Origin of the sequence: Aeromonas sp. S12(2024) (assembly GCF_041402305.1) — a bacterium.
Taxonomy (GTDB): Bacteria; Pseudomonadota; Gammaproteobacteria; order Enterobacterales; family Aeromonadaceae; genus Aeromonas; species Aeromonas veronii.
In genome coordinates, this window is sequence record NZ_JBGLRB010000017.1 from 50515 (window position 1) to 70715 (window position 20201).

Here is a 20201-nt window from a genome sequence, read left to right on the forward strand (position 1 = left end):
TTTAGTGTTAATGATTAAATCTCGCTCAGTCAAATGTAGGTAAATTGTTATTTTGCGAGATGCTGGGCTAGCTGGTTGATCATGCTGGCGGTAGCCCCCCAGATAAAGTGCTGTTGCCAGGGGATCCAGTAGATGGTGTGCGCTTTCCCCCCTCTGGAAAGGGTCAGGGGGATGTGGTTGCGTCGATCCAGCAGATGGGTCAGCGGCACTTCAAAGGCGTGATCCACCTCATCCGGACTCAGGATGAGGGGATAGTTGCCATCGAGCAGCCCCAGCACCGGCAGTACCTCGAATCGTGACACCGTATTGAGCGGGTTGAGGGTGCCGATCACTTCAATCAGTTGGGCCGGAATGCCGAGCTCCTCTTCGGTTTCCCGCAGCGCTGTGGCAATGAGGTTTTCGTCGCCGGGATCCTGTCGCCCGCCGGGGAAGCTGATCTGCCCCCCATGATGACGCAGCCGGGGGCTGCGCCGGGTCAATAACACGCTGAGCCCCTCATCGCGCATCACCACCGGGATCAACACCGCAGCCGGACTGAGCCCGCCGATGGCGAGGCGATGGGCCGGGGCGGGTTGCTGCAACTGGAAGCGGGTCAACAGTTCGTGGCGATCCATGGCGGGGAGCTCTCCTGTGCGTTGGCCTGACAGTGGGGAGGGTTACAGCGCCGACAGCGGCGGCAGGATGCGGGCGACCTTGTCATAGGTCTCCTGATATTCGCTGTCGGCGTCGGAGTCGGCGATGATGCCGCCACCGGCCCAGCAGTGCAGACGACCCGCTTCGGCGATCAAAGTGCGAATGCAGATGCTGGTATCCATCCGGCCATGCTGGCTGAGATAGCCGATGCTGCCGCAATAGGCATTGCGGCGCTGGGGCTCCAGCTCTTCGATGATCTCCATGGCGCGGATCTTGGGGGCGCCGGTGATGGAGCCACCCGGGAAACAGGCGCGCAGCAGATCGACCCCTTGCCAGCGTGCATCGAGCTCACCGTGGATGGTGGAGACCAGATGATGTACCGCCGGAAACGACTCCACCGCAAAGAGATGAGGCACGCTGACCGAGCCCGGCCGGCTGACCCGACCGATGTCGTTGCGCAGTAGATCAACGATCATCAGATTCTCTGATCTGTCCTTGTCGGCTTGCGCCAGCTCCCGAGCGACTTGCCGATCGGTCGCCGGATCAGGGTGGCGAGGGCGAGTGCCTTTGATGGGTTTGGTTTCGATATGGCGACCATCGAGCAGCAGGAACCGCTCGGGGGAGAGGCTCAGCAGCGCGCTCTCCGGCAGGCGGATAAAGGCTGAGAAGGGTGCCTTGTTGGCGGTGGCCAGCAGGCAGTAGGCCTGCCACTCATCCCCCTGATAGGGGGCGCTGAAACGCTGGGTCAGGTTGATCTGGTAGCAATCCCCCGCGGCGAGATATTCCTGAATGCGGGCAAACTTCTCGCCATACTCGGCGCGGCTCATATTGCTCTGCCACGACCCCTGCAAGGCAAAAGTGGGGGCCGGTTTGGCCTGCTGCTGTTCAAGCCAAGCCAGCCGGTTGGCAAGGCCCGCTTTATCCCCCCAGTGCACCAGCTGCCAGTCGCCGGTCGCCACACTGCGCAGCAGCGCCCAGTCGTAGATGCCCACCGCCATGTCTGGCACCGCGATATCGGCGGCGGCCTGCACCGGCAGTCGCTCAAAGCGGCGGCCCAGATCATAGCCAAACAGGCCGAGGGCGCCGCCAATAAAGGGCAGGTGAGTGGCACACAAATCCAGCTCCCCCAGCAGCTGTTGCTGGGTATGAGCCAGCAGGTCGAGGGGATCTTCGTGGTGTTTGCTGATATTCGCCCCGACACGCAGAGTGGTCACTTCGCCGCGGGTTTTGAGGGTCGCCAGCGGATCGGCAGTGATGATATCAAAGCCGTTATCGGCACCGAGTGGTCCCGCCGATTCCAGCAACATGGCCCACGGCTGATGTTGCAGGCGGGCAAAAAGCTGATGGAGTTCAGCACTATGGTCTAGATGATGGATATGAAGTGTTGGCGTCATTTTATGTTACACAGGCAACAGTTTGGTTCCCGAACCCTAGTCGGTGCTGGTGGGCAAGCGTATCATAGGTGTCGGTGACTTAAGAAAAAACTGCCGTGTCGTTCGTTTTTTGCTGGTTGATAGTTTTTAGCCAGCACGTCAGCACGGCCCATCATATGGAAGCCCTTGCCCTGCTCCGTGGCAGAGACAAGGACCAGTGAGGATGATATGAGCATTATAAAAAAACAGGATTTCATCGATTCTATCGCAGATGCCCTCCAGTACATCTCCTATTACCACCCGTTGGATTTTGTTCAGGCTGCCAAAGCGGCGTATGACCGCGAGGCCAACCCGGCCGCCAAAGATGCGCTGGCCCAGATCTTGATCAACTCCCGCATGTCCGCCGAAGGTCATCGTCCGCTCTGCCAGGACACCGGCATCGTGACCTGTTTCGTCAAGATTGGCATGCAAGTGCAGTGGGACAGCGACATGACAGTGCAGGAGATGGTGGACGAAGGGACCCGTCGTGCCTACACCAATCCTGACAACCCGCTGCGCGCCTCCGTACTGGCCGATCCGGCCGGCAGTCGGAAAAACACCAAAGACAACGCCCCTGCTGTGGTGCATATCGACATGATCCCCGGCAACAAGGTGGAAGTGAGCATCGCGGCCAAAGGCGGCGGCTCCGAGAACAAATCCAAGATGGTGATGCTCAACCCCTCTGACGATATCGTCGAGTGGGTGCTGAAAACCGTGCCGACCATGGGCGCAGGCTGGTGCCCACCCGGCATGCTGGGCATCGGCATCGGCGGTACCGCCGAGAAAGCGGCGGTGCTGGCCAAAGAGGCCTTGATGGAGCACATCGACATTCAGGAGCTGATCGCCCGTGGCCCGCAAACCACCGAAGAGAAGCTGCGGGTCGAGCTCTACGACAAGGTCAACAAGCTGGGGATCGGTGCCCAGGGTTTGGGTGGTCTTACTACCGTGCTGGATGTGAAGGTGAAATCTGCGCCGACTCATGCCGCCTCCAAGCCGGTGGTGATGATCCCCAACTGCGCCGCGACCCGCCACGTTCACTTCGAGCTGGATGGTTCAGGCCCTGCCGAACTGACTCCGCCGAAACTGAGTGACTGGCCGGAGATCACCCGTGAAGCGGGTGGCAACGTGCGCCGCGTCAACGTCGATGGCATCACCAAGGCCGAGCTGGCCAGCTGGAAGAGCGGTGATACCGTACTGCTGTCAGGCAAGATCCTTACCGGCCGCGATGCTGCCCACAAGCGTATCGCCGACATGCTGGCCCGCGGCGAAGGGCTGCCTGAAGGGGTCGATTTCACCAACCGCTTCATCTATTACGTTGGCCCGGTCGATGCGGTGCGCGACGAAGTGGTCGGCCCGGCAGGTCCTACCACCTCCACCCGGATGGACAAGTTCACCGACATGATGCTGGGTGAAACTGGCCTTATCGGCATGATCGGCAAGTCCGAGCGTGGTCCGAAAACCGTCGAGAGCATCAAGCAGCACAAGGCCGTCTATCTGATGGCCGTCGGCGGCGCCGCCTATCTGGTGGCCAAGGCTATCAAGAAGGCGCGTGTGGTAGCTTTTGCCGATCTCGGCATGGAAGCGATCTACGAGTTTGAAGTGGAAGATATGCCGGTGACTGTTGCGGTCGATTCCGAAGGCAACAACATCCACGAAACCGGCCCGGCCTACTGGTCGGCCAAGATTGCCGAGCTGGATGGCAAACTCTCCTCCTGAGTGACCGTTCCCGCTGTCGGTTAAAACGGCATCGACCATGTAAACAAGGCGCGTCCATCCGGATGCGCCTTGTTGCTTTGGCTGACCTGTTATGGGTTCAGGTTGGCTGTTTGCGGCAAGCAGGCATAAAAAAAGGATGGCGTGACACCATCCTTTTTCGTTGTGCTTGTGCTTGTGCTCTGGCAGCAGAGAGCAGAGCAATCGCCCTTGGCTTTAGGCCTTTTTCAGGTAGGCAGCAACCAGTACGATCTGCACGCCGTTGACCTTGCCTTCGATATGGAGCGGGTTGTTGGTCAGACGGATGCCCTTGACCAGGGTGCCGCGCTTGGCGGTGAAACCGGCGCCTTTCACGTCCAGATCCTTGATCAGGGTGACGGAGTCGCCCTCTTGCAGCACGGCGCCGTTGGAGTCAACGGTCGGTACGCTGTCGTCATCTTCGTCAGCAATACCAGCTTCAGCCCAGGCCTTGGCTTCGTCTTCCATGTACATCATGTCCAGCAGATCCTGAGCCCACACTTCACCCTTGCCGGAGAGTGTTTTCAGCTGGCGCCATGCCATCACCTGCACCGCAGGCACCTGGCTCCACATGCTGTCGCTCAGGCAACGCCAGTGGTTGACCACCAAGGTATCCGGTTGTTCCAGCTGACCACGGCAGGTGTCACAGATAGCAACGCTGTGATCATCGTCGCTGGCGGGGGAGTGAGGCACCACGAAGGCGGTCAGCGCCTGCTCGGCGCTGCACAGTTCACACTTGGCGCCCGCGCGCGCTTGCAGAATGGCGTTGATGGTCATGTTGTTGGTCCCATAGCTAGTGTAAAGCGACCCGCGTTGGCGGGGCGCGTGAAAGAGGGGGCGGAATATAGCATAAAACCCCGCACTTTGTCAGGTCTGCCCTGGCTCACAGGGTTGGCTGTGCTGTTGCGCGGCGCTGATCGTTTGGTATTGAGAGTGCAATTTGAAGCGGGATCGCTAGAATGAGCCTCCTTTTTGACTGCAAGGCAGGGGCATTCGTGCTGGCTCAACGTTTTCAACACCTGGATCGACTGCTCACCCGCTACCGGCGCTGGTGGCAATATCAGCCATATCATCATTTGACCATGGCCTTTGCCGATGAGGCGCCCGAACTGGCGGCGTTGCTCAATGGGCTGACGCTCGTCCAGTTGGCAGAGCTCGATGCGGATATGGATGCCCTCAGCAGTCTGCTTGCCCCCTGGATTGCCGAGGGAGCCGAGCTGCAGCAACTCAGTCAGCTTGCCCCGTTTACCCCTGAGCCCATCACCTGCAGCAAGGAGATGGCGCTGCATATGCCGGGGCGCAAGCAGGCCCAGATCGAGTCGTTCACCGCCTGTCTGCCTGCCCATCAGGGTCCCTATCTGGAGTGGTGTGCCGGCAAAGGACATCTTGGGCGGCTGGTGTCACTTCATCGACAGGCTCCTATCCTCAGTCTGGAGTTGCAAGGGCAGCTTTGTAACGAAGGTCGGCTGCTGGCCGAGCGGGATGGCGCCAATATGACCTTTACCTGTGCCGATGCTTTTGCCCCCGAGTCGGCGGCGCTGATCGCCCCCGAACATCACGCTATGGCACTCCATGCCTGCGGCGAGCTGCACACCCATCTGCTGGAGCGGGTGGCCGAGCGCGGTGCCCGCGGAGTGACCATCTCTCCCTGTTGTTACCACCTGATCCGCACAAGCCACTATCGCCCGCTGTCAGCCGCGGCCAACGCCAGCGAGCTGGTGTTGAGCAAAGCGGATCTCAAGTTGCCGCTACAGGAGACGGTGACTGGCGGTGCGCGGATCGCCCGCCTGCGCGAGCAGGAAGTGGTGTGGCGGCTCGGGTTTGACTGCCTGCAGCGTCAGGTGCGCGGTGTGGATGAGTATCTGCCGGTGCCCAATATGCAAAAGAGCCTGCTGACCGGCACCTTCGAGGCATTCTGCGTTTGGGCTGCTGAGCGCAAAGGGATTGTGCTGCCCGCCGGGCTCGACTACCTCGCCTGGTTGGCACTAGGGGAGCGCCGCTTTGGTGATGTCGCCCGCATGGAGCTGGTGCGTCATTTGTTTCGCCGTCCCCTCGAGATCTGGCTGGCGCTGGATCGCGCGCTCTTTTTGCAAGAGCAGGGCTATCGGGTCGAAGTGGGGGAATTCTGTGCCAAACCCATGACCCCGCGCAATATCCTGATCCGTGCCGTGCATGCCTGACATCCGGCTATTTTGAGCATTTTTCTTGAACATTGATGATGGCTGACAGGTTGAGCATGTCAGCCATTTTTTTCATCACGAACAATGACCGTATGGCAGGCCACCCGGCCGTCTCAACTGTTCTAAAAATGGGCGAAAGATCACGCTATGACGTTTTCGTTTGGGTTCTTTTTCTTTGTTTCAGCTGTACTGAATATCACAAGGTGAAATGGCTCACAAATTCTGCTTATTTCTTAATTCTCATCGTGAATTTAGTTGTTGAAACACCTACTCTTGGAACGCATTAATTCAAACAAGGACGATAAACATGTTCAAACCCAAGCGTTGTGCCTGGCTGATCGCTGCCGCCTGCGCATTGCCAAGCTATGCCGCAATGAGTGCAGCCATGAATATTCAACCCGACCCGCAAAATGCGGGAGGATATGTGATTGCGGCCCCGGATCTGGCCGCCATGGAAAAAGCCAAGACGGCTAATCCCATGTATGCAATATGGGCCAAGGCATTGGCGACCCGGTCCAATAAAATCGTTGATGCCATTGAACCGGGTCTGGCAAGCAATCCTGACAACGTAAAACGGGTTGAACGGGTATTTCCCCAATCTGAATGGGAATATTTAACCCAGATGGCAGCGCCGGAATATACTTATGTCCGCTTCTTGCGAGCCATCGGTAAATTCCCTGCGTTCTGTGGTGAGTATACTGACGGGCGTGATTCTGATGCGATCTGTAAAAAATCCATCGTGACCGCCTTTGCCCACTTCTCTCAGGAGACCGGTGGCCATATTGCCAAGGAGAACGTCTCCGATAACCCGCTGGGGCTGGAGGAGTGGCAACAGGCGCTGGTGCATGTGCGGGAGATGGGCTGGTCAGAGGGACAGACCGGCTACACCACCGGCTGTGGCCAGAACGACTGGCAGAACAAGAAGTGGCCTTGCAGCACGGGTCAGGGGTACTTCGGCCGCGGCGCCAAGCAGCTTTCTTACCACTTCAACTACGGCGCCTTCTCCGAGGCGATGTTTGATGGCGATGCCTCCGTGCTGCTCAACAACCCGGGTCTGGTGGCGGACTCCTGGCTTAACCTCGCTTCTGCCATCTGGTTCTTCCTCACCCCGCAGGCCCCGAAACCGGCCATGCTACACGTGATTGATCGTACCTGGGTACCCTCCAAACGGGAAGCTGACGCCGGTATCGGCTATGGCTTCGGTACCACCATCAACGTCATCAACGGCGGTATCGAGTGTGGTGAACAGAACAAGGACAAGGGGCAGCCTGTCAATCGCATCCGCTACTGGGAAGGGCTGGCCAACCACTACCAGATCCCGATCAAGGCGGATGAGAAGAACACCTGCTGGCAGCAGACTCCCTATGGCAGTCTCAATCTTAACGGCGCCACCGACGTGCTCTACACCAACTGGGATGGCAACTGGAAGTACTATCCGGATCGCCCGGGCGGTTACTCCTTTGAGTGCGAGCTGGTGGGCTTCCAGACCGCTTATTCTGCATTGGTGCCGGGTGATTACGAGAAGTGCGTGACCAACTTCTACGGCTCCCACGCCAACTGGCCGAAAGTGCGTATCGTGGACAAACTGACTCCACCACCGGTCGATCCGAGTGAACCACCCATCGGTGGCAACCCGGCATGGGAAGCGACCAAGGTCTACACCGCGGGCAGCAAGGTGAGCTACAAGGGAGCCGTCTATCAGGCCAAATGGTGGACACAGGGGGATGATCCCGCCAAAGGCGGCCCCTGGGTTGTAGTTCCTGCCAAATAAGATGGCGTAATTTCACTCCCAAAGAGGAGAGGGCGGATAACTCCTTCTCCTCGTTAATTATCAACAGTGCATTACTGAATATTATCTTGTGTTTTTAATGGTGCTTATGTTCTAACTGATAAGGTGAGTTTCTATCTGAAAATTGAAATGAAATAGTGTTGAATCAAAGTTAAGAATAAAGTTTATATTCAGGTTCGTTAGCCCCCATAAACTAGCGTCTTATGATGAGCGTAGTGCGTTACTTGCGAATTCATTTTCCACCATAAATGAAATATCTCATTGCGAATATGAGGAGTATCTTCTCTATTGGTAAACTGTCATTTATCACCTGAAATGGTGAGGTCTTGCTATATCACTCAGCTTTATCTCGGTACATTGTCGCTTATTCCCTTGAGAAAATAGATGTAAACGGCAGGTTTATATTGGTAATCTCTTTGGCTTGTGCAAAATTGCAACGAGGGGGAGAGATGAAGGGGGGTTGTCATTGCGGGGCGATCCGTTATGAGATGCTGACTGCACCTTTTGCGGCCGATTTTTGTCACTGTCGGGATTGCCAGCGCACCACGGGGGCACCGGTCGGGGCCTGGATGGACTTTCACGCCGAACAGGTGCAGTGGTTATGCGGCAAACCGACCGAGTATGCGTCTTCAGATTTTATCCGACGGGGATTTTGCGCCGAGTGTGGCTCCACCCTCACGTATCGCAGCACCCAGTACCCTGACTATCTCACGTTGGCTATCGCCTCTCTCGATAATCCAGAGGCTATTGCGCCAACCTATCACATCCATACTGACAGCCAGCTGCCCTGGTTGTCGATCCAGGACGAGCATCCCCGTTATCGTAAAGGGAAGTAAAACCAAGGTAGCCCCAACAAGGGAGGTTGACATGGAGCTGGTAGTTATCCGCCATGGCGAGACGCAAGCCAATGCGGAAGGACGGTATCAGGGTGCACTGGATATCGGGCTTAATGAGAGTGGCCAGAGGCACATTGCCCGATTGGCTGACGAGATAGCGGCTACTCAGGCCCCGTTCGATCGGCTGCTGGCATCCCCTCTGCAGCGAACAAGGGAGAGTGCTACCATCTTGTCTCGTCAGTTGGGATTGCCTGTGGAGCTTGTGCCTGCCTTTCGTGAGCGGGATGTCGGCCTGTTTGAAGGGCTGACACAGGTAGAGGCAAGAACACGCTATCCCGAGCTGTGGGCGCGCAATATCACCCGGCGCTGGGCTGAATCTCCACCCGGTGGTGAAACCATTGATGAGGTGATTGCTCGGGTCTCGCAGGGACTCACGGAACTTGCTTCGACCATGCAAGGGGAGCGGATATTGCTGGTGGCGCACGGTGTGGTCGCCAAGGTGATCCGCGCCGTCACGATTGCCGGATTTGATGACTTCTTCGAGTGGCAATTGCCCAACGGCGGCATGCTGTCAGTGAGGCTCTCTCTGGCTGATGGCGGCCCACTGCGCTTTAGCCGTCCCCTTGATGGTTGTGATTGAAAAGTGCCCCAAAAGCAGAATGAAACAAGCAGCGCTACCGAAGAGAGTAGCGCTGCTTTTTGTGTACGTTGTGGTTGGTTATCTCTGCTAGCACAGGTTAGCTGTGTCACCAGAGGATAGGGGGGCGCCATCAGGTCGGTTCCGGCTCCTCTTTGCGGCAGCAGTTGCGCCCCTGCTTTTTGGCCAGATAGAGGGCGGTGTCGGCCCGTCTGACCATCTTCTCTACAGTGTCATGGCTGCCCTTGCTGGCGCTGATCCCGATACTGATGGTGAGGGAGATCTCAAGAGCCCCCTCCCGCAGCTGTTTGCTGATCCGTTTCACCAGACTCAGGATCGCCAGATCCCCCTGCTGATGGCCAAAGGTGTCGTTGACTTCCTTGAAGTGGTCGATATCGATCAGCAGCAGGCTCATGGTATGGCCAAAACGCTGGCAGCGCTGCATCTCGGCGTTGACCAGCTCGTTGAAGCGGCGCCGGTTGGCAATGCCGGTCAGGGGATCCGTGGTGGCGGCGACCTTCAACTCCTCCACCAGTCGGGCTCGCTCCGAGATATCCCGCAAGATAGCGGTCATCTCGGTGGTCGGGCCCAGATTGATCTTGGCGATGGTCACCTCCAGCGGAAATTCGCTGCCGTCGCGGCGCAGACCCATCACCGAGGCGCGGGCATGCATCGGGCGCGAATTGATGGGGGAGCTGCTGAAGGCTTTGAAATAGGTCTCGTGATTGGCGCGAAAACGCTGGGGAAGCAGGGTTTCCAGCCGCTTGCCGAGATAACTCTCGTCGATGCCGAACATCTCACAGGCGGCGGTGTTGATAAGCTCGATGCGTGACTCGCTGCTGACACTGATGATGCCGTCATAGGCGGAGTTGACCACCGCTTCGAAGCGACGGCGACTGGTGGTGAGCGCCTCTTCCAGCTGCATCCTGGCGGTGATGTCGATGGCGGTCACGATGATCCGGTTGATCCGTGCCTGCTCGGGGATGATGGGGGAGAGAATAAAGCGCCACCAACTGGTACGCGACAGGCTGTCGATAGGCAGCTCGCTCTCGAGCCCGGTCTGCATGCGCACACATTCGTGCATTGGCGGCTCGATGGTATTGGTGATGTAGCGGGGAAACATCTCGCTCAGCTGTTTGCCAATGCTGCCAAGGACATCCAGCTCGAACGCCTTGGCAAAAGTATCGTTGGCAGAGACCAGCACAAAGTGATCATCCTTGTCGAGGCTGAACACCGCCACGGCAGCGCCGATGGCGTCGAGAGATGACTTTATGTCGGCATGGGAACCCTGTGTAAACATGCGACCTCCACGGCGAATAACATATTGATATTCAGTATAGTGTGGTCGTTTGGCTAACTACTCTTCGATATCCAGCAAGACCAAAATGGCGCTGTCGCCGCCCCATTCGCGGGGGGCCTGATGGAAGGCGCGCACATTGGGGTGCTGGGCCAGCCAGCTGGGAATGCGCTGTTTGAGAATATGTTTGCCGATGCCGTGCATCACCGAGGCGACGTGAATGTTCTCTTTCTGGCAGAGGGTGAGCAGGGCCGCCAGCTCCTGTTTTGCCTGCTGCTGGTTCATGCCGTGCAGATCCAGGTAGATCTCCGGCGGATAAATGCCCCGCTTGAGCTTTTTCAGCTCAAATTTTGACACATCTTCCCGCACGTAACGGGTCGGCCCATCATCGTCGAGATGGGGCTGATACTCATCGCTGAAATAGTGGTCAACCCCAAGCTTTTCGCGGGTTTCGCGCAATTCGCGTTTCTGCTTGACCGGGCGTAACTCGGCCCTTATGGTATCTTGCTTGATTTTCCGGGTACCTTTTATCGCATCGCGGAACAGCAGGGTTTCCTCGTCTGTCGGTGAGGGCGTTTTTTTCATCAGATGCTCATGTATTAGGTATGCGTCTTGCCCGCAACGTAAACGGGGCTCGGGCCGGATATTACTCGACTTGGAGGTGGATTTGGACAAGATATTTATCGATGAGGTGGTTGCCGAGATGCACACCATCCAGGACATGTTGCGTTGGGCCATGAGTCGTTTCAACGACGCCGGGATTTTTTACGGTCATGGAACCGACAACGCCTGGGATGAAGCTGTGCAGCTGGTACTGCCCGCGTTACATCTGCCACCGGATGTAGACCCGGCCATGCGCCACTCCCGTCTCACCAGCAGCGAGCGTCACCGTATCGCCGAACTGATTATCCGCCGCGTACAGGAGCGGGTACCGGCCGCCTACCTGACCAACAAGGCCTGGTATGCCGGTTGGGAGTTCTACGTGGACGAGCGGGTGCTCATTCCCCGTTCCCCTATTGCCGAGATGGTGGCCAACCGTTTCGCACCCTTCCTCAAACATGAACCGACCCGGATCATGGACCTGTGCACTGGCTCCGGTTGCATCGCCATCATCATGGCCCACGAGTTCCTGGAAGCGGAAGTGGATGCCATCGACATCAGCATCGATGCGCTGAACGTGGCCGAGCGCAACATCAACGATCACGGGCTGGAGCAGCAGGTCATTCCGATCCGCTCCGATCTGTTCCGCGATCTGCCAGCGGGCGACAAGTACGATCTCATCGTCTCCAACCCGCCCTATGTGGACTCCGAAGATATGTCGGATCTGCCGGACGAGTTCCGTCACGAACCCGAGCTGGCGCTGGCGTCCGGCTCCGATGGTCTCAAGCTGACCAAGCGTTTGCTGGCCCATGCGGCAGATTTCCTCAAGGATAACGGCGTGCTGGTGGTCGAAGTGGGCAACAGCATGATCCATCTGGAAGCCCAGTTCCCCGAGATCCCCTTTACCTGGGTTGAATTCGAAAACGGCGGCCACGGCGTCTTTGTGATGACCCGTGACGAGCTGGTGCAGTATCAGGATCATTTCGCCATCTACAAGAACTAAGCAGGAGCGCGCATGGCAGGGAACAGTTTTGGTCAACTCTTTCGGGTCACCACCTTTGGCGAGAGCCACGGCCTGGCGCTGGGCGCCGTGGTCGATGGTTGCCCGCCTGGGCTGGAGATCAGCGAAGCGGATCTGCAGGGGGATCTGGATCGGCGCAAGCCCGGCACTTCCCGCTACACCACGCCGCGCCGCGAGCCGGACGAGGTGAAGATCCTCTCCGGGGTGTTCGAGGGCAAGACCACCGGCACCTCCATCGGGCTGCTCATCGAGAATACCGATCAGCGCTCCAAGGATTACTCCGATATCAAGGATCTGTTCCGGCCGGGTCATGCTGACTACACCTACCACCAGAAGTATGGTCAGCGGGACTATCGTGGCGGTGGTCGCTCATCTGCCCGCGAGACCGCGATGCGAGTGGCGGCGGGGGCGATTGCCAAGAAGTACCTGAAACAGGTACATGGCATCGAGATCACCGGTTTTCTCTCCCAGCTCGGCCCCATCAAGGCGGAAGGCTTTGACGCGGCGCAGATTGAGCAGAATCCCTTCTTCTTCCCCGATGCGGGCAAGCTGGAAGCGCTCGATCAATATATGCGCGACCTGAAAAAAGAGGGCAACAGTATCGGTGCCAAGGTGCAGGTCATTGCGCGCAATGTGCCGGTGGGCCTGGGTGAGCCGGTGTTTGATCGTCTCGACGCCGACATTGCCCATGCCATGATGGGCATCAATGCGGTGAAAGGGGTGGAGATCGGTGATGGCTTTGCGGTGGTGGAGCAAAAAGGCTCCGAGCATCGCGACGAGATGACCCCGGCGGGCTTTGCCAGCAACCATGCGGGTGGCATTCTGGGCGGCATCTCGTCGGGTCAGGATATTGTGGTGAGCATGGCGCTCAAACCGACTTCCAGCATCACTGTGCCGGGCAAGACCATCAATACCGAAGGTGAGGCAATCGAGATGATCACCAAGGGGCGTCACGATCCCTGTGTCGGCATTCGCGCCGTGCCCATCGCCGAAGCCATGCTGGCGCTGGTGTTGATGGATCACCTGCTGCGCCATCGTGCCCAGAATCAGGGGGTGTTGACTCATACCCCACAGCTGCGTTGATCGCTCTTGCTGCCCATCGACTGATCGCACCCTGTTTGGGGAACAAGTTCGACAATACCAAAAAGGCGACCTTCGGGTCGCCTTTGCTATTTCAGGTAGCGGCTTATCCCGTCAATGCTTGCGGAGAGTGCGGGTCAGCAGATCCGCGGCGCCCGGATCGGCATTGAGGCGACACCTGGGGGGCGAGAACTTGTTGTGGGGTTTGGGCAAGGCATGAATGGCCTCGTTGACTTTGAGGATCTGTTCTTCGCTCACGCTGTTTTTGGCAAACATCAGACTGACCGGCTGGTGGTGTAGCAACAGCTGGCAGCTGATAAACTCTTCGGCCCCCAGTTGGGCCAGCCGGTAGCGGGCATATTGCCACTCCATGATGATGCCATCGAGGCGGCGAGCCAGCAGCAGATCGATCATCCGCTCATCGGCGTTGTATTCGGTCGCCATTTTAAGTGCCGGGCAGCTATCCATCTGATGCATGGGGCGGGTGCCGCGCAACTTGCCTATCTTGAGCCCTTTCTCGTTGCACAACGCGGGCAGATTATCGAGCTGCGCCCAGCGATCCTGATGGCCGGGGATAGGGTCATTGCTCAGCAGCACATAGGCACTCTGGCGGTAGGGGGTCGAGAAGCGGGCATAGCTCTGGCGCTCCGGCAGAGGGAGGGCGGCCATCGCCACATCCAGCTGATCGTGTTCTACCAGATGCAGTGCCCGCGCCCAGGGAAGCTCGCGAAACTTGGGGGCAAAGCCCGCCTGGGTAAGGATCTGGCGGGTCAGGCTGACATCCAGCCCATCCAGCTCACCCCGGTTGTTGATTTGGCTGAAGGGGGGCCAGTGACTCCAGGCCACGGTCAGGGTCTGACTGGCCTGCAGTGCAGGGCTTAGCAGCAGAAGCAGCAGGCCAATCCTTGCCTGCCAGCTGCCGCGGGGACGATATGGCGTGGTCATAGCTAAACCTCGTTATTGTGTTCTTTTATTCCGTGCTTTTGCCCTGCGAGCCATGCCTGCGAGGGCTGATATTGTGTTGCCAGTTAATAGTGTGGTGCGTGCTGCATCAATCAACGGGATTATTCGGGGGGCAGGAGGGGGATTTTCTGTTCGTGCTGGGAGGAGCATCACATTTTTCTCGTTTATCCCGGGCAACTCCGTTAGACTGCGCCTCTATTCTTTCCCCTTTGCTCTGCTCCCCGGGGAAATCGTTGTTTTCTCAATAGGCCCAGATCTTGTGAGATGGCATCGGCTCAGCAGAGGAGCCCCACCACAAATTCCCGGCGCCCCTATCTCTAGCAGGTAATTATGAGTTTTACTTCCCTCGGTCTGGCCGAACCCTTGTTGCGTGCCGTTGCCGAACAAGGCTACGACACCCCGTCTCCCATTCAGCAGCAAGCGATCCCCGCCGTTCTGGCTGGCCGCGATCTGATGGCGGCGGCCCAAACAGGGACCGGCAAGACCGCAGGCTTTACCCTGCCGATGCTGCAACGTCTGATGGAGAGCAAGCGCAAGGTTTCTCCGAACCGCATTCGTGCGCTGGTGCTGACCCCGACTCGCGAGCTGGCCGCCCAGGTGGGCGAGAGCGTGCGTAACTACGGCAAACACCTGCCGATGCGCAGCCACGTCGTCTTCGGCGGCGTCAGCATCAATCCGCAGATGATGGCGACTCGCCGTGGTCTGGACGTGCTGGTGGCCTGTCCTGGCCGCCTGATGGATCTTTACAACCAGAACGCCGTCAAGTTCGACGAGGTGGAAATCCTGGTACTGGACGAAGCGGATCGCATGCTCGACATGGGTTTTATCCGCGACATCCGCCGTATCCTGGCCCTGATGCCGAAGAAGCGCCAGAACCTGCTCTTCTCCGCCACCTTCGCCGACGAGATCCGCGAACTGGCCACCGGTCTGCTGGATAACCCGGCGGTGATCGAAGTCGCCCCTCGCAACAGCACTGCCGAGCGTATCGAGCAGCTGGTGCATCCGTGCGACAAGGCCAACAAGATTGCGCTGCTGAGCCATCTGGTCACCAGCAACAATTGGCAGCAGGTACTGGTGTTCACCCGTACCAAGCACATGGCCAACCGCGTTGCCGAAACCCTCGACAAGAACGGCGTCAGCGCCGCCGCCATCCACGGCAACAAGAGCCAGGGTGCCCGTACCCGTGCGCTGGCCGGCTTCAAGGATGGTAGTGTCAAGGTGCTGGTGGCGACCGACATCGCCGCCCGTGGTCTGGACATCGACAAGCTGCCGCAAGTGGTCAACTTCGAGTTGCCGAACGTGGCGGAAGATTACGTGCACCGTATCGGTCGTACCGGCCGTGCCGGTGCTGCCGGTCACGCCATCTCGCTGGTGGCTGCAGATGAAGGCAAGCTTATCAAGGCGATCGAGCGTCTGACCAAGCAGAACATTCCGTGCGAGCAGGTGGCCGGTTTCGAAGCCTCCCGCGAGACGCTGGACAACATCGCCCGTGGTATCGGTGCGCCGCTGCGCAAAGAGCCCCGCGATCCGAGCGAGCAGCGCCGTGCGCCGCGTCCGCAAGGTCAAGGCCAGCGTCAGGGGGCCGGTCGTTCCGCCTCCAATGGCAATGCGGGTGGGGCCCGTACCGGTAACGGTGGCAAGCCCAAGCCGCAAGGTGGTCAGCGTCCGGCTGATGGTGCTGGCAAACCGGCTCAGGCCCGTCGTCCACGTCGCTCTACCCACAACCAGTAAGCGGCTCGGGAGCTTGACTCCCCAGCTATGCGGTTGACTGAAAAAGCCCTGCCAATCTGGCAGGGCTTTTTGTTTTTTCAGCCATGTAATCGGCACTGTGTGGTGCTGCGAGAACCGCGCTAGATGGCGGAGAGGTACTGCTTTTGCATTGCCAGCCAGCGGCCGTTATTGATAAACGCCAGCTGTACCTTGAGCAGGGCCGCAATTTCCGCGCGGTGCTTTTTATCGAGGTAGAGAAAGACCTGCTCTTTGGTGATCTTCTGCCAGGGGGACGCCAGTGCAGGTTGAGAGGCGGGGCGCATCTTGATGAGCCAGTCCACTTTGCCTCGATGCAGTTGGGCAAGCCCCTGCTTCTCATCGTTCAACCATATGACCTGATAATTGCCGAGGAAGCGCTCGCACCACTGGATGCCACGCAGGCAGCCAATCACGGCTCCTTTGGCAGGTGGCCAGCTCGGGTTATCCCGTGGTTGGCCATAAATCGCCGCCTCCGAGATGGGGGCACCGATCTGCAGCAAGTGGGGATAGGTCTGATCAAAGCCCTTGATCCGGGCCATATCGCCATCGACGGCATGGTCTGCCTCAATCAACTTTTCGCAGCGGGCATAGGTGCAGGGGATCAACTGAAAGTCGATGCCAGCCCGGCCAAACCAGTCATGAATAAAAGGGCGTAATATCGCAATGTGTTCGACCGCTGCCGCCAGCTTTAGCGGGGTTGCGTGGGCAACGGGAGTCAGCCCGACAAGCAGTAACCAGCCAATCCACTTCATATCGCACTCCTGAATCGGGCTTGTTTAAGCAGCACTGTTGCGACTATCTGTGCAGTGAAGAATAGCCGATAGGAATGGCTGCCAGACCGCTTCGCCACCTATTCGTGACGGCCGGGTCAGGGGAGCAGCGCCGTGATCAGGATATGGGCAGCGCTCACCAGGATCACTGTGAAGGTCAGCCCCATTCCCGCCACCCGATAACGGAAGTTCTCCGGCGTGCGGCTCATGCCAAAGGCGTGGCAGAGGCGACCAAGCAGCAAGGCAATCCCCAGCAAATGAACCAGCCAGGGGGTATGGCTGCTGGTTTCAACGAAATAGATGAGCAGCAGGGCGAGGGGGACATACTCGGCAAAGTTGGCGTGTACCCGCATGGCGCGCAACATGGCGGGGTCATCCCCATGCCCCAGCGCCACCTTGCGGCTATGGCGGGTGCGAATGGTTCGAATGCTCAGCAACACAAACAGCAGGGCGAGCAGGGCCGCGTAAACAGGCAGTATGGTCATGGTATCTGGCTCCTTGTGTGATGATATCGAGTGGCTGGTGTTCAGAGACGCGATATTGCTCGGCATCTCAATGGCTTGCCTTGAGGGTAGCAGCAAACTGCCTTAGCACGACCGTCATCCACTCACTCGCCATCGGCCAAGCGCAGGCGCAAAAAAACAGCCCTGCCGAGTTGGCAGGGCTGTTTTTTGATCATATTGATGGTGGGCAGAGCTGGGCTCCGTCATTAGCCCTCGTAAGGGAGGGAGGAGTGGTGCAGCACGATGCGCACCTTGCCATCATCTCCCTTCTTGAAACCCCAGGTCTTGTCGACCGTGGTCTCCTTGTTATCGCGATCTACCAGATGTACCTTGCCCATGGTCAGCGCCATATCGCCGTTGATATAGACAGCGGCATTGTCATAGCGATAGCTCTGCCAGTTTTTCAGGGCAAAGCCGCTATCGGCCGGATAGGCGCTGTTGTTGCCGACAAAGTAGGCCAGCGCCCCCTCGCGGTTGGTGCGAAAGGTCTGCTTGCCACCGGCGAGGGTGGGTTTGAACAGCACCGGCCCCTGCTGGTAGCCATAAGCGCTGTCGATTACCGCCTCGGCGGTGGCTTTGGCGCGCTCAATCCCACCGGCACGATAGTCATCGCTGATCTTGATGAGCGCCGCGCCCCAACCATCCTGCGCGGCCTTGATCTCCGCCTCGGTAATATTGTTGTTGGCGATTTCGGCTGCGCTGAGTGCGCCGCTGGCGGCAAGCAGGATGAGGGCAAGGGTGCTCTTCTTGAGGTGCAACATCATTGTTTTCAAACTCCTGAACGCGATAAACGAGCGGGCAGTGTAGCGAAGGGGCATGAACGGTTTTTGAACTGATTATTCAGGGTTAGGTAGTAAAAAGGTCGGTATATAGCTGAAGGTTTGGGGGATGGTTCGGTGGAGTGTCGTGACAGTTTGGAACTGGAGGAGTTGACGGGAAACTTCGTGCAGAAACATCTTATCGTTTGGCCGTGCCAGTATTAGTTGGCACGGCGTATAAAAATATCACCTGCTATTTTAATTTATGCTATTACGGTAAATAGCGTCATTTCTAGTTTTTAGTGCTGCCTCAACAACATTGAAAACCGTTATGAATCTTTCAGCCCAATCTAAAGAATCTGATGCAATTTCTTTTTCTTTTAAATAGTTTCTTAGTTGCTCTTTGTTGGCGGTTGTACGAACATCGAATGGTTTTAAAATACCTTGAACATCAGTGGCGAAATTAGAAAACCAGTTGGGGTGTTCATTATTAGCCTCAATAATCCATGAGTGAGGGAAGAGCCCCTCTAGAGAGAATCCATCATGCAATGTGACGAAGTCCTTATTTGCTTGAAAGGGGATTCTCTTATTCCCAAAGTAATTTTGAAGATTCTTTCTTGTGTTATCCCCTGCAGAATCGCCATCTAAGATAGTGACAACCGGACGTTCAAGATAAATGAACTCGTATGTTGCTTTCATGAAGGCTTCCATACCGGCTACACCAGTGAAATCAAGAAACTCTGATTTTCTGACGAATGGCCATTCAAACCTACTATCAAGTTCAGGTGTTACATGTTCTAAAAACCATCTGAAAACCTCTCTATCTGACTTCCCTTCGACAAAAATATTTGAAACGCCTAAATTATAATAATCACTAAATCTTACACCTAATGCTTTTCTTATCGATGTTGTGGCATGAACATAATTGTCATATTTTATTATTTTTGTTCCACTTGCATCACTGACAGTTCCTGCTATTCGAGTTGGATCTTGTGATACAAAAGCTAAAGAATGTGTGGTCGTAACCAATAAAGCTTCTGCACCAATTTCGTTCAACATTTTGTGGCATGATCCAGCTAACTCTGGATGTAGGTAAGATTCAGGTTCTTCAATAAGCCATATTGTACTCTTATTTAATTTTCTTTCTTCTTTTGTAATCCAAAGAAATGAGGCTAGAATGGCAGAGGCTTGAATTCCCATGCCTTTTCGCTCTATCGAGGTCATGTTCGGGTCTGACAAGTTAAACTCAAATTTATGTATTAGTTCCTCGAGAGAGTTGTTTGGCAGTGAGAAGTGTGAGGTGATATGATTTAGTCCAGCATTTTTCAATTGGGCATCTAAATGATTGGATATTTCTTTTAGGCTGTTGTTGATATCTTGGAGTTTATCATCTAAAACTTTTGCAACATAACGTTTTATGAACGGCTGCAATAATGATGAATAGAGATCGCCAATGCTTTTTGATGATGGAACATAATGACATATAAATTTATCAAGCAGAACTGAAACTGCTTGGCGTTGAATTCTAGAGATTGACTTTGCTGTATCTGGCTTTCTTTTTTCATTCGCAAAGAATACATATTTAGGATTTTCTGAATTTGGGAATGAAAGATAAAGTTGGAATGTGTTACTTAAAGGTTTTGGCTCTTCAAGCATATCGTTTAACTCATCATATAATTCAAAGAAATCTTTATCTAAATCAAGCCTATCACCAGAAAATGTAACAGTTAAAGTAGTCTGCTCTGTTGTAATACCAAAGGTTTTGTCAGTTTTTAACTCATATCCGAACTTATTTTCAAAACCAGTGAAAATTAATTCTATGGCCTTTAGTATATTTGTTTTACCACTACTGTTAGGGCCGGCAATTGTTACGCCATTGGTTAGGTCTATAGACTGTTCTTGCCCAATTGTTCGGAAATTTCTTATCCTTAAGTTCTCAATTTTCATTGTGTAAAACCATAGTTAGATGTATATGCAATAATGATTATTAACTTCTATGTTTATATAGTAATATAATGACTCGTTATGGTAAATGAGATAGCAGTCACAGTTTACATATAAAACAGTGCTCAATAGAAAGAAGTGGTCATTGGGATAGGTGAATATCATTTTTTGGCTAATTTATAGCCAGGTTTATGTTGGTTGATGCTAAGTCGCCAAACTACGCCATAACCATAACGCGGGGCAAATCCATAAAGCGACAACTCGTGGGTTGTGCTGACATATTGCGTTTAATCTAGTA

At 56.0% G+C, this 20201-nt stretch carries 18 protein-coding genes; 8 read left to right on the plus strand and 10 right to left on the minus strand.

The features are described from left to right. Nucleotides 1–47: 47 nt before the first annotated feature. Both ACB035_RS15905 and pabB read right to left on the minus strand, forming a co-directional pair. A complete protein-coding gene (locus ACB035_RS15905) occupies nucleotides 48–614 on the minus strand; it encodes a CoA pyrophosphatase (RefSeq protein WP_371167668.1) in 567 nt (188 codons plus the stop codon). 42 nt (nucleotides 615–656) lie between these two features. After that, the gene (pabB, locus tag ACB035_RS15910; RefSeq protein ID WP_371167701.1) at nucleotides 657–1940 is read right to left on the minus strand and encodes an aminodeoxychorismate synthase component I; all 1284 of its coding nucleotides are present in this window, start codon (nucleotides 1938–1940) and stop codon (nucleotides 657–659) included. A 294-nt stretch (nucleotides 1941–2234) separates the two neighbouring features. Between pabB and ACB035_RS15915 the strand changes: the two genes are divergently transcribed. After that, nucleotides 2235–3761: a fumarate hydratase gene (locus ACB035_RS15915; RefSeq protein WP_005345328.1), complete on the plus strand. Its 1527-nt coding sequence runs from the start codon at nucleotides 2235–2237 to the stop codon at nucleotides 3759–3761. Between the two features lie 213 nt (nucleotides 3762–3974). Here the strand turns inward: ACB035_RS15915 and ACB035_RS15920 are convergent, their stop codons facing one another. Further along, on the minus strand, nucleotides 3975–4553 hold the full coding sequence (locus ACB035_RS15920) for a PhnA domain-containing protein (RefSeq protein WP_111900926.1): 579 nt from the start codon (nucleotides 4551–4553) through the stop codon (nucleotides 3975–3977). A gap of 182 nt (nucleotides 4554–4735) precedes the next feature. Between ACB035_RS15920 and ACB035_RS15925 the strand changes: the two genes are divergently transcribed. From ACB035_RS15925 to ACB035_RS15940, 4 genes are all read left to right on the plus strand, one after another. Further along, nucleotides 4736–5956, plus strand: a complete 1221-nt coding sequence (locus ACB035_RS15925) for a methyltransferase (RefSeq protein ID WP_371167669.1) — start codon at nucleotides 4736–4738, stop codon at nucleotides 5954–5956. Nucleotides 5957–6263: 307 nt separating this feature from the next. Continuing rightward, complete coding sequence (locus tag ACB035_RS15930; RefSeq protein WP_081042913.1) at nucleotides 6264–7727, plus strand: chitinase; 1464 nt, start codon at nucleotides 6264–6266, stop codon at nucleotides 7725–7727. Nucleotides 7728–8194: 467 nt separating this feature from the next. Continuing rightward, the gene (locus tag ACB035_RS15935) at nucleotides 8195–8581 is read left to right on the plus strand and encodes a GFA family protein (RefSeq protein ID WP_042083008.1); all 387 of its coding nucleotides are present in this window, start codon (nucleotides 8195–8197) and stop codon (nucleotides 8579–8581) included. A 31-nt stretch (nucleotides 8582–8612) separates the two neighbouring features. After that, complete coding sequence (locus ACB035_RS15940; RefSeq protein ID WP_371167670.1) at nucleotides 8613–9221, plus strand: histidine phosphatase family protein; 609 nt, start codon at nucleotides 8613–8615, stop codon at nucleotides 9219–9221. A 130-nt stretch (nucleotides 9222–9351) separates the two neighbouring features. Here the strand turns inward: ACB035_RS15940 and ACB035_RS15945 are convergent, their stop codons facing one another. Next, the gene (locus ACB035_RS15945) at nucleotides 9352–10518 is read right to left on the minus strand and encodes a diguanylate cyclase (RefSeq protein ID WP_371167671.1); all 1167 of its coding nucleotides are present in this window, start codon (nucleotides 10516–10518) and stop codon (nucleotides 9352–9354) included. 57 nt (nucleotides 10519–10575) lie between these two features. Then, nucleotides 10576–11100, minus strand: a complete 525-nt coding sequence (smrB, locus tag ACB035_RS15950) for an endonuclease SmrB (protein ID WP_005333198.1) — start codon at nucleotides 11098–11100, stop codon at nucleotides 10576–10578. An 82-nt stretch (nucleotides 11101–11182) separates the two neighbouring features. Here smrB and prmB point away from each other — a divergent pair, with 82 nt between their 5' ends. Together prmB and aroC are read left to right on the plus strand one after the other, a co-directional pair. Beyond that, entirely contained in the window at nucleotides 11183–12118 is a 936-nt protein-coding gene (gene prmB, locus ACB035_RS15955) for a 50S ribosomal protein L3 N(5)-glutamine methyltransferase (RefSeq protein WP_371167672.1), read from the plus strand. Between the two features lie 12 nt (nucleotides 12119–12130). Next, nucleotides 12131–13219: a chorismate synthase gene (aroC, locus tag ACB035_RS15960; protein WP_005351780.1), complete on the plus strand. Its 1089-nt coding sequence runs from the start codon at nucleotides 12131–12133 to the stop codon at nucleotides 13217–13219. A gap of 111 nt (nucleotides 13220–13330) precedes the next feature. Here aroC and ACB035_RS15965 read toward each other — a convergent pair whose 3' ends face one another. Further along, nucleotides 13331–14161 (minus strand): ABC transporter substrate-binding protein, encoded by an 831-nt coding sequence (locus ACB035_RS15965; RefSeq protein WP_042053721.1) that lies wholly within the window; start codon nucleotides 14159–14161, stop codon nucleotides 13331–13333. A gap of 348 nt (nucleotides 14162–14509) precedes the next feature. On the opposite strand from ACB035_RS15965, the gene ACB035_RS15970 reads away from it, so the two are divergent. Then, nucleotides 14510–15910 (plus strand): DEAD/DEAH box helicase, encoded by a 1401-nt coding sequence (locus ACB035_RS15970; protein WP_005333194.1) that lies wholly within the window; start codon nucleotides 14510–14512, stop codon nucleotides 15908–15910. A gap of 119 nt (nucleotides 15911–16029) precedes the next feature. On the opposite strand, the gene ACB035_RS15975 is transcribed toward ACB035_RS15970, so the two are convergent. The 4 genes from ACB035_RS15975 to ACB035_RS15990 form a co-directional block, all read right to left on the minus strand. Further along, on the minus strand, nucleotides 16030–16680 hold the full coding sequence (locus tag ACB035_RS15975) for a hypothetical protein (RefSeq protein WP_371167673.1): 651 nt from the start codon (nucleotides 16678–16680) through the stop codon (nucleotides 16030–16032). A gap of 116 nt (nucleotides 16681–16796) precedes the next feature. Further along, nucleotides 16797–17183: an MAPEG family protein gene (locus tag ACB035_RS15980; protein ID WP_371167674.1), complete on the minus strand. Its 387-nt coding sequence runs from the start codon at nucleotides 17181–17183 to the stop codon at nucleotides 16797–16799. Nucleotides 17184–17407: 224 nt separating this feature from the next. Next, nucleotides 17408–17965, minus strand: coding sequence for a hypothetical protein (locus ACB035_RS15985; RefSeq protein ID WP_371167675.1), 558 nt, complete (start codon nucleotides 17963–17965; stop codon nucleotides 17408–17410). A gap of 252 nt (nucleotides 17966–18217) precedes the next feature. Further along, on the minus strand, nucleotides 18218–19906 hold the full coding sequence (locus ACB035_RS15990) for an ATP-dependent endonuclease (RefSeq protein ID WP_371167676.1): 1689 nt from the start codon (nucleotides 19904–19906) through the stop codon (nucleotides 18218–18220). Nucleotides 19907–20201 lie beyond the last annotated feature (295 nt).